This is a genomic window from Sphingomonas sp. (genome assembly GCF_036269755.1).
GTDB lineage: Bacteria > Pseudomonadota > Alphaproteobacteria > Sphingomonadales > Sphingomonadaceae > Sphingomonas.
Genome location: NZ_DATBDV010000004.1, coordinates 439,561 through 452,909 on the forward strand (window position 1 = coordinate 439,561; position 13,349 = coordinate 452,909).

At 65.4% G+C, this 13,349-nt stretch carries 14 protein-coding genes; 8 read left to right on the top strand and 6 right to left on the bottom strand.

Annotated elements, in window-relative coordinates; all coding sequences use genetic code 11:
• Positions 1–210: 210 nt before the first annotated feature.
• The 4 genes from cysD to VH326_RS04530 all read left to right on the top strand — a co-directional run bounded on the left by cysD (position 211) and on the right by VH326_RS04530 (position 4,557).
• Entirely contained in the window at positions 211–1,146 is a 936-nt protein-coding gene (gene cysD / locus VH326_RS04515; protein ID WP_329630793.1) for a sulfate adenylyltransferase subunit CysD, read from the top strand.
• A gap of 118 nt (positions 1,147–1,264) precedes the next feature.
• Positions 1,265–3,181: a sulfate adenylyltransferase subunit CysN gene (cysN, locus tag VH326_RS04520; protein ID WP_329630595.1), complete on the top strand. Its 1,917-nt coding sequence runs from the start codon at positions 1,265–1,267 to the stop codon at positions 3,179–3,181.
• The gene (locus VH326_RS04525; protein WP_329630596.1) at positions 3,178–3,933 is read left to right on the top strand and encodes a 3'(2'),5'-bisphosphate nucleotidase CysQ; all 756 of its coding nucleotides are present in this window, start codon (positions 3,178–3,180) and stop codon (positions 3,931–3,933) included. Before cysN ends, VH326_RS04525 begins: the two co-directional genes overlap by 4 nt.
• A 99-nt stretch (positions 3,934–4,032) precedes the next feature.
• The gene (locus VH326_RS04530; RefSeq protein ID WP_329630597.1) at positions 4,033–4,557 is read left to right on the top strand and encodes a gamma carbonic anhydrase family protein; all 525 of its coding nucleotides are present in this window, start codon (positions 4,033–4,035) and stop codon (positions 4,555–4,557) included.
• Positions 4,558–4,643: 86 nt separating this feature from the next.
• On the opposite strand, the gene VH326_RS04535 is transcribed toward VH326_RS04530, so the two are convergent.
• The gene (locus VH326_RS04535; RefSeq protein WP_329630598.1) at positions 4,644–7,232 is read right to left on the bottom strand and encodes a M1 family metallopeptidase; all 2,589 of its coding nucleotides are present in this window, start codon (positions 7,230–7,232) and stop codon (positions 4,644–4,646) included.
• 158 nt (positions 7,233–7,390) lie between these two features.
• Here VH326_RS04535 and VH326_RS04540 point away from each other — a divergent pair, with 158 nt between their 5' ends.
• Together VH326_RS04540 and bla are read left to right on the top strand one after the other, a co-directional pair.
• Positions 7,391–8,350 (top strand): nitronate monooxygenase family protein, encoded by a 960-nt coding sequence (locus VH326_RS04540; protein ID WP_329630599.1) that lies wholly within the window; start codon positions 7,391–7,393, stop codon positions 8,348–8,350.
• Positions 8,351–8,373: 23 nt separating this feature from the next.
• Positions 8,374–9,171: a class A beta-lactamase gene (gene bla / locus VH326_RS04545; protein WP_329630600.1), complete on the top strand. Its 798-nt coding sequence runs from the start codon at positions 8,374–8,376 to the stop codon at positions 9,169–9,171.
• A 170-nt stretch (positions 9,172–9,341) separates the two neighbouring features.
• On the opposite strand, the gene VH326_RS04550 is transcribed toward bla, so the two are convergent.
• Entirely contained in the window at positions 9,342–9,803 is a 462-nt protein-coding gene (locus tag VH326_RS04550) for a DUF1465 family protein (RefSeq protein ID WP_329630794.1), read from the bottom strand.
• An 82-nt stretch (positions 9,804–9,885) separates the two neighbouring features.
• Positions 9,886–10,083 carry a YdcH family protein gene (locus VH326_RS04555; RefSeq protein ID WP_329630601.1) on the bottom strand — a complete coding sequence of 66 codons (198 nt, stop codon included), beginning with the start codon at positions 10,081–10,083 and terminating at the stop codon, positions 9,886–9,888.
• A 143-nt stretch (positions 10,084–10,226) separates the two neighbouring features.
• Between VH326_RS04555 and VH326_RS04560 the strand changes: the two genes are divergently transcribed.
• A complete protein-coding gene (locus VH326_RS04560; RefSeq protein ID WP_329630602.1) occupies positions 10,227–10,382 on the top strand; it encodes a YdcH family protein in 156 nt (51 codons plus the stop codon).
• Between the two features lie 41 nt (positions 10,383–10,423).
• Here the strand turns inward: VH326_RS04560 and VH326_RS04565 are convergent, their stop codons facing one another.
• Together VH326_RS04565 and dksA are read right to left on the bottom strand one after the other, a co-directional pair.
• Positions 10,424–10,798, bottom strand: a complete 375-nt coding sequence (locus VH326_RS04565) for a PilZ domain-containing protein (protein WP_329630603.1) — start codon at positions 10,796–10,798, stop codon at positions 10,424–10,426.
• A gap of 92 nt (positions 10,799–10,890) precedes the next feature.
• Complete coding sequence (gene dksA / locus VH326_RS04570) at positions 10,891–11,352, bottom strand: RNA polymerase-binding protein DksA (RefSeq protein ID WP_329630604.1); 462 nt, start codon at positions 11,350–11,352, stop codon at positions 10,891–10,893.
• Between the two features lie 452 nt (positions 11,353–11,804).
• On the opposite strand from dksA, the gene VH326_RS04575 reads away from it, so the two are divergent.
• Positions 11,805–12,662, top strand: a complete 858-nt coding sequence (locus tag VH326_RS04575; protein ID WP_329630605.1) for a hypothetical protein — start codon at positions 11,805–11,807, stop codon at positions 12,660–12,662.
• A gap of 147 nt (positions 12,663–12,809) precedes the next feature.
• Here VH326_RS04575 and VH326_RS04580 read toward each other — a convergent pair whose 3' ends face one another.
• On the bottom strand, positions 12,810–13,319 hold the full coding sequence (locus VH326_RS04580; RefSeq protein ID WP_329630606.1) for a host attachment family protein: 510 nt from the start codon (positions 13,317–13,319) through the stop codon (positions 12,810–12,812).
• Positions 13,320–13,349: the final 30 nt, after the last annotated feature.

The following is a 13,349-nucleotide window of genomic DNA, read 5'->3' on the forward strand; positions in this document are numbered from 1 at the left end:
CATCGGGCCCGTCGGGCGGAAGAATCGCGAGGTCGGGGAATTGCAACGCCGGGCGTGCCGGTCGGGCAACGTTCCAATGCGTCAGGAAGCGGTCCGCGGCGTCGTCGTCGTAAATCCTACGCAGCACGGCTTTGCAGCGCTAAAGAAGCGCTGGGGTGCCTTCGCGCAGGAGCCCGCTATGGAGACGGCGTGGACGGGATCACCAACAGCATGGCGGCACGGCAGCGGAGCGACGGCGCGGCACCCGCTCCGCTCACGCACCTGCAGCGGCTGGAGGCGGAGAGCGTGCGTATTCTGCGCGAGGTGGTCGCCGAAGCGGAACGTCCGGTGATGCTCTATTCGGCGGGCAAGGACTCGGCGGTGATGCTGCACCTCGCGCGCAAGGCGTTCTACCCTTCGCCCCCGCCCTTCCCGCTGCTCCATGTCGACACGACGTGGAAGTTTCGCGACATGTACGCGCTCCGCGACAAGGCGGCGCGCGAGGCGGGGATGGAGCTGATCGTCCACCACAATCCCGATGCCCTCGCGCGCGGGATCAACCCGTTCGATCACGGCGCGCTCCACACCGATCTCTGGAAGACCGAGGGGCTCAAGCAAGCGCTCGACCGGCACGGCTTCGACGTCGCGTTCGGCGGTGCGCGGCGCGACGAGGAGAAGGCGCGCGCGAAGGAACGCGTCTTCTCGTTCCGATCGGCGTCGCACCGCTGGGATCCGAAGAACCAGCGGCCCGAGCTTTGGAGCCTCTACAACGCGCGCAAGGCCAAGGGGGAAAGCATCCGGGTGTTCCCGCTGTCGAACTGGACCGAGCTCGACGTCTGGCAATATATCCAGCTCGAGCGGATCGAGATCGTCCCGCTCTATTTCGCCGCGCCGCGGCCGACGGTGGAGCGCGACGGGATGCTGTTGATGGTCGATGACGAGCGCTTTCGCTTCGCGCCGGGCGAGGTGCCGGTCGAGCGCTCGATCCGGTTCCGCACGCTCGGCTGCTATCCGCTCACGGGCGCGGTCGAGAGCGAGGCGTCGACTTTGTCCGAGGTGATCCAGGAAATGCTGCTGGCGACGACGAGCGAACGCCAGGGCCGAGCGATCGACAAGGATGCGGGTGGTGCCGGGATGGAGAAGAAGAAGCAGGAGGGGTATTTTTGACGCGCTCGCTACTTCTCCCCTCCCGCTTGCGGGAGGGTCTGGGGGTGGGCCTGTCATTTCAGCCCGCACCGCTAGAGACTGGCCCACCCCTAACCAGTTCCGCAAGCGGGAGGAGACTATGACCCCTGCCTACCGCCCCGACGCGCTGATCGCCTCGGATATCGACGCGTATCTCGCGCAGCATCAGCGCAAGACGTTGCTGCGCTTCATCACGTGCGGGTCGGTCGATGACGGCAAGTCGACGCTGATCGGGCGGCTGCTCTACGACAGCAAGATGATCTTCGACGATCAGCTCGCCGCGCTCGAAGCGGACAGCAAGCGCGTCGGCACGCAAGGCGGCGAGATCGACTTCGCCCTCCTCGTCGATGGCCTTGCGGCGGAGCGCGAGCAAGGCATCACGATCGACGTCGCCTATCGCTTCTTCGCGACCGAGAAGCGCAAGTTCATCGTCGCCGATACGCCGGGGCACGAGCAATATACCCGCAACATGGTCACCGGCGCGTCGACCGCCGACCTCGCGGTGATCCTAGTCGATGCGCGCAAGGGGGTGCTGACTCAGACGCGGCGCCATTCGTACCTCGCGCACCTGATCGGCATCCGCCGCATCGTGCTCGCGGTGAACAAGATGGACTTGGTGGGGTATGACCGGGCGACGTTCGACGCGATCGTCGCCGATTATGCCGAGTTCGCGAAGAGCATCGGGATCGAGCGATCCACGGCGATTCCGATTTCCGGATTCAAGGGGGACAACGTCGCTTCGCTATCGGCCAACACGCTTTGGTATGCCGGCCCGACGCTGATCGAGCATCTCGAAAGCGTCGCAATCGATAGCGACGCCGACCGGACCCGGCCGTTCCGCCTGCCGGTGCAATGGGTCAACCGCCCCAACCTCGATTTTCGCGGGTTCGCCGGAACGATCGCGAGCGGCACGGTCGCGCCCGGCGATGCGGTGCGCATTCTGCCGTCGGGCAAGACGACGCGAGTCGAGCGGATCGTCACGTTCGACGGCGACCTCGATCAGGCGGTCGCCGGCCAGTCGGTGACGCTGACGCTGGCCGACGAGATCGACTGCTCGCGCGGCGACGTGATCGCCGCTGCGGGCGATCCGCCGCAAGTCGCCGACCAGTTCGAAGCGACGATCGTATGGATGGCAGACGAGCCGTTGCTCCCCGGGCGCGGTTATTGGCTCAAGCTGTCGAGCCAGACCGTCACCGCGCAAGTCCAGCCGCCGAAATACCAGATCAACGTCAATACGATGGAGCAGCTCGCCGCCAAGACGCTCGACCTGAACGCGATCGGTGTTGCCAACCTCGCCACCGACAAGCCCTTGGTGTTCGAGCCCTATGTCGACAACCGCGAGCTTGGCGGGTTCATCCTGATCGACAAGGTGACCAACGCCACGGTCGCCGCGGGGATGCTGCACTTCGCGCTGCGCCGCTCTCGCGACGTGCACTGGCAAGCGATCGACATCACGCGCGAGGCGCACGCGCAGCAGAAGGGCCAACACCCCAAGCTGCTATGGTTCACCGGGCTTTCGGGATCGGGCAAATCGACGATCGCCAATCTGGTGGAACGCAAGCTCTACGCGCTCGGGCGGCACAGCTACCTGCTCGACGGCGACAATGTCCGGCATGGGCTCAACAAGGACCTGGGATTCAACGATGCCGACCGGGTCGAGAATATCCGCCGCGTGGGCGAGGTCGCGCGGCTGATGACCGATGCGGGGCTGATCGTGCTGACCGCCTTCATCTCGCCATTCCGCGCCGAACGTGACCTGGTCCGCGCGATGCTGCCCGAGGGCGAGTTCGTCGAAATCTTCGTCGACACCCCGCTCGATGTCGCCGAGGCGCGCGACGTGAAGGGCCTCTACAAAAAAGCGCGGCTGGGCGAGATCGCGCAGTTCACCGGCATCTCAAGCCCGTATGAGACCCCCGAGCGCCCCGACATCCATATCGACACCACGCGCGAGACGCCCGAAGCCGCCGCCGAGCGGATTGTCGAATACATCATGGGCGTGTGGAGTCCCGATTTGTGAACTGGACGTCGCCCGATGCGGACTTCGCCGCCGAGATCGCGGTCGCGGCGGGCAAGCTGCTGCAGGAAGTCCGCGCGTCGCGCGACTGGGACGCGAAGGAACTCGGCAAGGCTGGGGATGCGGCGGCGAACGATCTGCTGTGTCACGCGATCACGAGCGCGCGGCCCGACGACGGGTTGCTGTCGGAGGAGCGCAAGTGCGACGGCACGCGGCTCCTCAAGTCCCGGACGTGGATCATCGATCCGGTCGACGGCACGCGCGAATATGGCGAGCGGCGCGACGATTGGGCGGTACATGTCGCGCTGTGCATCGACGGTCGCCCCGAGCTCGGCGCGGTGGCGTTGCCCGACGCCGGGCTGGTGCTGCGCTCCGACGCGCCCCCTGCCCTGGCGCCGCTCAACGATCCGCCGCGCATGGTGGTGAGCCGCACGCGCCCCGCCGCCGAGGCGGTCGCGGTCGCTGAAGCGATCGGCGCCGAATTGGTGCCGATGGGATCGGCGGGCGCCAAGGCGATGGCGGTGGTGCGCGGAATTGCCGACATCTATTTGCATTCGGGTGGTCAGCATGAATGGGATTCGGCGGCGCCGGTCGCCGTGGCGTTCGCGGCAGGGCTGCACTGCGCCCGGCTCGACGGCACGCCGCTGGTCTATAATTGTGACGACACTTACGTCCACGATTTGCTGATTTGCCGGCGGGAATTGGTTGAGGCGGTGACCGACGCTCTGGCCTCTTTACCGTCGCCCCGGCCGTGAGCCGCGGTCCCGCTGTCTAGTCGAAAGAAGCGGGATGCCGGATCAAGTCCGGCATGACGAAGGGTTATGCTGGATCGTCGTTACGGCTACAAGAGCCCCATGCCCATCTACGAACTCGACGGCAAAGTCCCGCGGATCGGCCAAGGCGTGTGGATCGCGCCCGACGCGCATGTCATCGGTGAGGTCGTGCTCGGCGACAATGTCGGGGTGTGGTTCGGTACCGTCATCCGCGGCGATACATCGCAAATCGCCGTCGGCACCGGCACCAACGTCCAGGATGGATCGATGCTGCATTCCGACTACGGCGTGCCGCTGACAATCGGCGCGGACTGCACGATCGGACACCACGCGATCCTGCATGGCTGTACGGTGGGCGACCGCGTGCTGGTCGGAATGGGCGCGACATTGCTCAACCAGGCAGTGATCGGCGACGAATGCGTGATCGGCGCCAACGCGCTCGTCACCGAGGGCAAGAGCTTCGCGCCGGGCAGCTTGATCATTGGGAGCCCGGCTCGCGCGATTCGGACGCTCGACGCCGACAAGCGCGCGTTTCTCAAGGCGTCGGCGGAGCATTACATCGCCAATGCCCGCCGCTTCGCCAACACAGTGAAGCGGATCGACTAAGACACTCGCCCTTGCGAGCGCAGCGAAGCAATCCAGCGGCGCGCTGGACGATACATTGCTTCGCTACGCTCGCAAAAGCGGGTCGGTTACTGCCCAGCCCAGCTCGTCACACCCGGGCGCAGCCGATCCGCCACCGCTTTGCGCACCGCGATCGACGACAGCGCGCGCTTGGCGCCGCCGCGGGCCGCTTCGGGCAGGTTCTTCTCGGCGTATGCAGTGATCTTGCCCGGCATCGCCGGATCGTTCGACCCGGCGCCGAGGCTGACGATGAAGCCGGCGCGGGTGCTCGCCTCAAGCACGCTATTGACCAGCTCGGCATTGGCGACCGCGAAGTCGAACGCCATATCGGGGTGGCCGCCCGCCACCGCGCGCAGGATTGTCGGCTTCTGTTGCGCGGTCAGCACGTCGCCCTTGATCAACTCGAGCGCGCGCGCCGCAAGCGCCGGATCGCGCGCCGCACCGAGCAGGCGGATATAGCCGTTCTTGACCACCGGATTCGTCTCCACCTTCGTCAGCGCGAGCAGATCCTCCCATTCGGCCGAGGTCGCGTTGACCGCGAACGTGCCGAGGATCGGCTGGCGGATTGCCGGCGGGATCGCCTGGGGGTCGGTCTTGAGCTTGGCGAAATAGGCGCGCGCTCGCGTGAGCACGTCGGGATCGCCCGCCGCGCCCAATCGCCCGACCAATCCTTCGCGCAGATTGGTGACGAGGGGCGATTCACCCTCGCGCTGCTCGTAGCCGATCTTTGCGAGCACGGGCCCAAGCTTGGCGATCGCCAGCGCCTCGATCCGCTGCTGGAGTGGCGTATCGCGATAGAGGCCGGCGAGCGAGCCGAGCTCGCCCGACACCATCGACCATTCGAGCGGGTTGGCATCGCCGCCCACCGCATCGAGCGTCGCCGCATAGGTCGAGAAGTCCTGGTCCCCCGACAGCGCCAGCGCGAAATCGTCGCCGAGCGTACCGAGCTGGTCGGCGAGCGAAAGCTTGCCGAACGCGCGCACCAATGCCGCATGCGCTGGCGCGCCGTAGCGAATGCGCGCATAGCTGCCCTTGCCGAGGTTGACGACGACCGGTTCGCACCCCGCGACCGCGACCGCATATGGCTTGGCGTTCTTGACCTCGGTCGTAGTCACCGCGCCGCCGATCGTCGCGATCCGCAGCGGGACTTGCCACAGCTGCAGCTTCTTCGAGGCGGCGTCGAGCCCGAACCGCCCCTGGTCGAGCATCACCGTCGTTTGCCCGCCGCTGCAAGTCGCGTCGGTGACCGTGATCATCGGCACCCCGCCCTGGAGGGTGAAGTCGTGTGCGAAGCCCTTGACCGGCATCCCCGACGCGGACTCGAGCTCGCTCCACAGCATGTCCGTCTCGGTGTTGCCGTACTTGTACTTGGCCATGTAGCGGCGGATGCCCGCGCGGAACTTGTCGGGGCCGAGCGTCGATTCAATCATTCGGATCACGGCTTCGCCCTTCTGGTAGGTAATTGAATCGAACGCCTGGCCGATCTGGTCGACGGTCTCGACGTGGCGGATGATTGGATGAGTCGCCGCGGTCGCGTCGGCGCCGATCGCGGCTTCACGGTCGAACGCCACCGCCGATTCGCGCGCGAACCAGTCGGGGTTCAGGTCCTCCGACGACTTGTTCTCCATCCACGACGCGAAGCCTTCGTTGAGCCAGAGGTCATCCCACCAGCTCATCGTGACGAGGTCGCCGAACCATTGATGCGCCATTTCGTGCGCGACGACGACGAAGATCCGCTGCTTGTCGCTCTCGGTCGAGCGCTTCTTGTCGAACAGCAATTCGGGCTCGAAATAGAAGATCGCGCCCCAATTCTCCATCGCGCCGAAGAACTGGCTGGTGCCAGGTCCTGCGATCATATCGAGCTTGGGCAGCGGATAAGGCTGGCCGAAATAGTCGTTATAATAGGCCAGCAAGCGCTTGGCCGAGGCGAGCGCATAGTCGCCCTGGTCGGACACGCCCTTGCGGGTGATGACGCCGATCTCGGTCTTGCCCGACATCACCGTCTTGCGCTCCATGTCGCCCATGCCGAGGAACAGCAGGTAGCTCGACATCACTGGCGACTGACGGAAATTGTAGAGCTGGGTGCCGTCGGTGCGCTTCGTCACCAGCGCAGGCATGTTCGAGAAAGCGAGCTGGCCCTTTGGCGCGACCGCGTGGAGCGTGAACTTGGCCTTGAAGCTCGGCTCGTCCCACATCGGCGCGAACCGGCGCGCATCTGGGGCCTCGAACTGAGTCGCGAGCATCCGCGCCTTCGAACCATCGTCATTGGTGTAGTCGATCGCGAAGAAGCCGGCCGCGGACTCGTTGATCTTGCCGGTCCAGGCGAAGGCGATCGTGTGGAGGCCGGCCTTGGCCGCCGCAGGTAGCGTCAGCGTCAGTTGCTGCGCCGCGTTGTCGAGCTTGAACGTCACCGCACGGCCATCGATCGTAGCGCGGCTGATCTGGAGGTCGGCGGCGTTGAGCACGATCGTCCGCGTCGCCTTGCGGACGTTTACCGTCACCGTCTCGCTGCCGGTAAAGCTCATCGCCTGCGCATTCGGATCGATCGTGATGTCGTACGCGATCGGCGCGACGTCGGTCGGCAGCCGCGCGCCGGCAGCGAGCGCCGGGACGGCGGTGGTGAGCGTCAGGGCGACGGCGGCGGCGGCAAGCTTCATCAAGGGGAGCCTCGTGTGGCGGTGTATTGTCGCGCCATAACGCCTCCGACGTGAATGGCAAATGGATGGCGCGCCCCTCAGCGAGGGATTCCGTACCGTCATTTCGAAACGGCGCGCCGAGCGCTGGACAGTCGTTGCGGTTGCGCTATCAAACCGACATGAGCCTGCCGCCTTTGTTCGATCGCTTGCGCCTGCCCGTGATCGGGTCGCCGCTGTTCATCATCTCGGGGCCGGAGCTGGTCATCGCGCAGTGCAAGGCCGGAATCGTCGGCTCGTTTCCCGCGCTAAACGCGCGGCCGCAGGCGCAGCTCGACGAATGGCTGCACCGCATCACTGAGGAGCTGGCGGCGCACAATCGCGACCATCCCGAACGCCCCGCCGCGCCGTTCGCAGTCAATCAGATCGTGCACAAGTCGAACGACCGGCTCGAAGCCGACTTGATGACGTGCGCCAAGTGGCAAGTGCCGATCGTGATCACGTCGCTCGGCGCGCGCGAGGAGCTCAACACCGCGGTACATGGCTGGGGCGGGATCACGCTCCACGACATCATCGACGACCGGTTCGCGCGCAAAGCGATCGAAAAAGGCGCCGACGGGCTGATCGCGGTTGCGGCGGGCGCCGGGGGGCACGCCGGGCGGCTGTCGCCGTTCGCGATCGTCCAGGAAATCCGCTTATGGTTCAACGGGCCGCTCGCCTTGTCGGGGTCGATCGCGACCGGCGGCGCAGTGCTCGGGTGCCAAGCGATTGGCGCCGACCTCGCCTATATCGGCTCGCCGTTCATCGCCACGGATGAGGCGAACGCCGTCGATGCCTACAAGCAGGAAATCGTCGGCAGCAAGGCGTCCGACATCGTCTATTCGAACCTGTTCACCGGCGTGCACGGCAACTACCTGCGCGGATCGATCATCGCTGCGGGAATGGACCCCGATCACCTGCCCGAAGGCGACCTCAGCACGATGAACTTCGGCGGCGGCAATTCGAGCAAGGCCAAGGCATGGAAGGATATCTGGGGATCGGGCCAGGGGATCGGCGTGGTCGACAAGATCGAATCCGTCGCGGTGCGCGTCGACCGGCTGGAGGTGGAATACAAGGCTGCGCGCGCGAGGCTGGCGCTGTGACCTTCACGCGGCGAGCGGTCGTCATGACCGGCTCGGCCGCGCTGTTGCTGCCTGCGGCTACCCGCCGCGATCCTCGCGCTCGCTTCCTCGCCGGCGCCCGCAAGCTCGAAGTAGGGATCGGCCCCGGCGCGCGGATCGGGCTGCAACTGATCGATCCCGTCACCGGTCGAAACGCCGCATGGCGCGCGGCCGAACGCTTCCCGATGTGCAGTACGTTCAAGGTGCTGCTCACTGGGATGATCCTGAGCCGAGTCGATCATGGGCGCGAGCGGCTCGAACGCGTGCTGCCGATCCCGGCGACCGGCATCCTGCCCAATTCGCCGACCACGCGCGATCATGCCGGCGGCAAGTTGCGAATCCGCGACCTATGCGAAGCGGCCATGATCCTGAGCGACAACACCGCCGCCAACCTGTTGCTCGATACGATGGGCGGGCCGGCCGCGCTGACGCGCTGGCTGCGCTCAACCGGCGACGCCGTCACGCGGCTCGACCGCACGGAAACGGCGCTCAACGAAGGCACGCCCGGCGACCCGCGCGACACGACGATGCCGGCTGCGATGCTCGACACGCTGCGGCGGCTGACCTTCGGTTCGGTGTTAAGCCCAGAGTCGCGCAAGCTACTGCTGTTCTGGCTCGCCAACAACACCACAGGGACCGAAAAGCTCCTCAAGGGCCTGCCCGCGACCTGGGCGATCGGCGACAAGACCGGGGCCGGTGGGCATAACAGCAACAACGAAGTCGCATTGATCTGGCCGGCGGGAGGTGACCCGAGCAAGCCGATGTTCGTCACCGTGTTCGTTACCGGCGGGCCCCGGGGATGATGCGATGGCGCGCAATCCGGTGCATGCACGGATTGGGGAGCTGATCGTGGAGTTGCTGGGGGATGGCTGAGAGAAAGTCCCGCGAAGTGAATTCGCGTCGTCGGACCTCGCTGCGCGAGGCCGGCCGGGCTTGCGCCAGTCGGGCCGGCTGACGCCGCCCGGCGCTTCGCCTAAAACGCCATCGCCAGCCGCGCCTGCATATGCTGCACCGGACTATCGGACGGATGCGGTTCGGCCTGCGCCTCGTCGAGCTTGGCGACTCGGCGGTGGAGATCGATGCTCGATTCGATCAGCGCGCGCGCCTCGGCCGGCATTTGCGCCAGCACGGCATCCTCGGTCACCGGCGCATCGCCCAGCCGCCTTGCTGGATCGAGCGCATCGCGCGGAGTCAGCTCGCCCGAATCCACCGCGCGTTGAGTCAACAGCCAGGCGATGATGTGCATCAGCCGAGTGGTAACCTTGAGCGACTCGCAGCTGAACGTCACACGTCCCAGCGGGTCGAGCGCCTCGCGCTCGATCCGTGCGCCCTGGTCGAAGTAACCGCGTGCCTCGTCGGCGAGCAGCATCGCCTCGACATAGAGCGAATCGATCAGCCGGCGGTGGATCCGCGCGTTGGTGACAGCTCCTGGCATGGCAGCCACCGTCGCCGGAAACGCGAGCGCCCGCAAGCGCGGCAACACCGCTTTCGCGTCCCGTTTTCGATCATCGTTAAAATTAGGCAATGATGTCGGGGATTAACTGATCCTCGAGTGCGCTGATTTCGTCGCGAAGCGCGAGCTTGCGCTTCTTGAGCCGGGCGATCTGGAGCTGGTCGCTCGAGCCCAGCGCGCGCAACGCGTCGATCGCCGAATCGAGATCGCGATGCTCGGTCCGGAGCGAGTCGAGCCGCTTCACGATCTGCGCTTCCTCCATCACCTCTCCGGCTGCCCCCGCGGATTTTTCCGGTCATCGGCAAAACGATGCGACATGTCGATTCGCAAACGAAATCGATGGCGACTTTTAACGATTAAAGTGTTCTATTCGCATCCCCCGCCCGACTGAAGGAGGTCGCTCCCATGCAGAACCCGCATCTTTCGGCTCTTGAGACGAAGCACAATGTGCTGGACCGGCAGATCATCGCCGAGAGCCACCGCCCCGCACCCGACACGCGGATCCTGGCGGACCTCAAGAAGCAGAAATTGCGAGTGAAGGAAGCGATCGCCGGGCTCTAGCGACCGACAAAGGCGCCCCGGTTTCGACCGGGGCGGCCGATTTACAATATCGGTTTGATCGGCCGGTCTTTGGTCGGCGCGCTCTTGGGCACGCCCACCGGCTTGCGCGCTTGCATCGGGTCGATCGGATGCTCGAACGAAACGCCGATGCGGCCCGCCGCGGTCCAGGCGATTTCACCATTGATCTTGCCGATGCCGCGCAGCTCAACCTCGACGGCCGTGCCGATATCGACCGGATGCGGATAGTCGGCCATCAGCCCGCCGCTCGACAAGTTGCGAACGCGAACCTGGCTCGATTCCAGCCGCCCGTCGATCCGAACCTCGGCGACGAGAAACAGGCTGTCGCGCGGCTTGCCGCGCTGCGCCGTCGCATCGCTCGGTTGGGGAACGAAACTGTCTTTTGGAAACTGGTCCATGCATCCTGTCCGAACGGCGACATGTGCCGGTCACGCCCGCATAGGCCCAAAATATTGTCGAAAGCGTTAAGCCTGCGCGGCGATCGTCGCGCTCAATCCTCGCGGGAGATCTTCTCGTTGCGCTCGTGGCGCTCCTGCGCCTCGACCGTCATCGTCGCGATCGGCCGCGCCTCGAGCCGGCCGAGCGAGATCGGCTCGCCGGTCACTTCGCAATAGCCATATTCGCCCTCTTCGATGCGCCGCAGGGCGGCGTCGATCTTGGCGATCAGCTTGCGCTGACGATCGCGAGTGCGGAGTTCGATCGACCAATCGGTTTCGCTCGACGCCCGGTCGGTGAGGTCGGCCTCACGCAATGGCTCGACCTGGAGCTGCGACAGCGTCGCTTCGGCCTCGCGGTGGATCGCGTCCTTCCAGCGCAACAGCTTCTCACGGAAATACGCCTGCTGGCGCGCATTCATGAAGGGTTCGTCCGCGGAAGGCCGATAATCGTCATCCGCGTCGTTCGCCGGCATCCCGAAACTGGAATTGTCCACGCGATTCAAAGCCGTCGCCATATCCCGCTCTCCCTCATGACCCGCGACTCCGGTACATGCCGTCGCGTCGGGCCATCCCCTGGGGCGGGCCTATAGCGGCGCCGGACCGGCTCCACAAGCAATTGACGACGGGGCGATTTCAGCAAGCCCTTGGTCAACGAAAGCGCCTCTACGCGTCTCAAGGTTGCCGCGGCGTGAACCCCACCTTCATCTTTCGGACAGTATGTCGGCATCCCCCACGGCGCGTGAGAAACGATGGCGACGTATCACAATGATACGTTAACCAAAGCGGGTCCGCAGCCCGAATGCTTAAGATGAGTTTTCTGCGATTATTCTTGGTTAACGCGATTGCGCTTAATGTTTTGTTTTGCGCTTATGCCAATAGCGGCAAGCCAGCTGCGAAGAACCATCACCGTCTCTGTGGGGGCAGATACGGTTAAAGAGAGAGTGATGCGATGTCTGTTCGGATGGCCATGGCTAAACTTTGCGCCTGCGCTTGCGGCGGCGCGATCGTCGGCGGCGGTGCCGTTCGGGTCGCCGAGACCCCGCGCACCGGCTACGTCAAGACCACCTACAAGAAGCGAGTCGTTCGCACGCAGCGCACCGTCGCAGCGCGCGCCGCTCGCGTTCGCAAGGTGGTGACGACGACCACGACGACGTGCCCGCCCGCGATGGTGACGGTCGCCGGCGGTCCGCCGCTTCCCGTCCCGCCCCCATTCGTCGGGTCGAGCGGTGAAGGCGGCGCGACGGTCGTTGGCGGCTCGGGCGGCGGCTTCGGCAGCGGCGGGTTCTTCGCCGGCGGCTTCTTCGGCGGCGGCGGCGGATCATCGGGCGGCATCGTTGTCTCGTCGACATCGAGCTCGAGCGGCGGATCGACCAGCAGCTCAACCTCGGGCGGATCGACCTCGTCGTCTTCGTCGAGCTCGTCCTCGACCGGCGGGGCGAACGTCGACATCAACAACCAGAACAACAACAATAACAATAACAATGACAACAATCAGAACAGCAACACGAACAACAACAGCAACAACCAGAGCCAGAATCAAAACCAGGACCAAAATCAGAACCAGAACCAGAACCAGGATCAGAACCAGCACCAGTCGAGTGCCTCGTCGACCTCGTCGTCGAGCTACGGTTCGTCGTCCAAGGGCTGGGGCTCGAGCGGCGGCTGGTCGTCGAACGGCGGCTGGCACGGCAGCAGCTCGACCGGCTCGACCGGCGGCACGCCCGCTCCGGTCCCGGCGCCGCCGATGATCTTCCTGTTCGGCGGTGCGGCCGCGGCCCTGGTCGCGCGCAAGCGGTTCGCTAAGAAGACGATGGTCACCGCGTAAGGCGACCTGCTCAGGATAAAGAAAGGCCCGCGTTCCCACCGGAGCGCGGGCCTTTTCCTTTTTCGTCGCCCCGGCCTTGAGCCGAGGTCCCGCTTTCGAAACCAAAGCAGCGGGATGCCGGATCAAGCCCGGCATGACGGATAGGAGTTACGCCGCCGACAGCGCCTTCTCGATCTCCAGGATCGGGTGTCCAGTCAGATCCTTGGCGATCTCGCCCGCCAGCCGGTTCTCGACCTCGACATGGTAATGCTTGCGCAGCTCGCCGAGCGTCTTGGCGGGCGCGGCGATGATCAGCGACTCGAACTCGTTGGCGAGCGCGCGAGTCTTGAGCATCGCGCCGATGTCGGCGGCGAAGCGGTCTTCCTCCTGCTGGTGGAAATCGACCTCCCCCATCGTTCCGCGTGACGGCGCGAATTGCGCGCCGCCGCCCTGCGCATGCATCGACCCGCCCTGTGCCACCGGGGGGGCGCCGGCACCGCTCTGGGTCGAGGAAGCGCCGCCCGCCGCGTCGCTCTTCTGATCGCGATCCTTGGGGCTCGGATGGTTCTCGGCATGTTCGACGATGAGGTTAGGAAAGGCGGCGTCGCCTTCGTTGCGCAGGAACAGCGCCTTGCGGCCATCGGCGACGACGACGAGCGCGTTGTGGGCGAGTTGCATGGGGCGAATCTCCTGATTGTTTCGTTGGAA

Excerpts from the sequence above, each read along its gene's own strand:
- cysD (WP_329630793.1), top strand. The coding sequence starts at position 211 with ATGGCGGCACGGCAGCGGAGCGACGGCGCGGCACCCGCTCCGCTCACG.
- cysN (WP_329630595.1), top strand. The coding sequence starts at position 1,265 with ATGACCCCTGCCTACCGCCCCGACGCGCTGATCGCCTCGGATATCGAC.
- VH326_RS04530 (WP_329630597.1), top strand. The coding sequence starts at position 4,033 with ATGCCCATCTACGAACTCGACGGCAAAGTCCCGCGGATCGGCCAAGGC.
- VH326_RS04535 (WP_329630598.1), bottom strand. The coding sequence starts at position 7,232 with ATGAAGCTTGCCGCCGCCGCCGTCGCCCTGACGCTCACCACCGCCGTC.
- VH326_RS04540 (WP_329630599.1), top strand. The coding sequence starts at position 7,391 with ATGAGCCTGCCGCCTTTGTTCGATCGCTTGCGCCTGCCCGTGATCGGG.
- bla (WP_329630600.1), top strand. The coding sequence starts at position 8,374 with ATGACCGGCTCGGCCGCGCTGTTGCTGCCTGCGGCTACCCGCCGCGAT.
- VH326_RS04550 (WP_329630794.1), bottom strand. The coding sequence starts at position 9,803 with ATGCCAGGAGCTGTCACCAACGCGCGGATCCACCGCCGGCTGATCGAT.
- VH326_RS04555 (WP_329630601.1), bottom strand. The coding sequence starts at position 10,083 with ATGGAGGAAGCGCAGATCGTGAAGCGGCTCGACTCGCTCCGGACCGAG.
- VH326_RS04560 (WP_329630602.1), top strand. The coding sequence starts at position 10,227 with ATGCAGAACCCGCATCTTTCGGCTCTTGAGACGAAGCACAATGTGCTG.
- VH326_RS04565 (WP_329630603.1), bottom strand. The coding sequence starts at position 10,798 with ATGGACCAGTTTCCAAAAGACAGTTTCGTTCCCCAACCGAGCGATGCG.
- dksA (WP_329630604.1), bottom strand. The coding sequence starts at position 11,352 with ATGGCGACGGCTTTGAATCGCGTGGACAATTCCAGTTTCGGGATGCCG.
- VH326_RS04575 (WP_329630605.1), top strand. The coding sequence starts at position 11,805 with ATGGCTAAACTTTGCGCCTGCGCTTGCGGCGGCGCGATCGTCGGCGGC.
- VH326_RS04580 (WP_329630606.1), bottom strand. The coding sequence starts at position 13,319 with ATGCAACTCGCCCACAACGCGCTCGTCGTCGTCGCCGATGGCCGCAAG.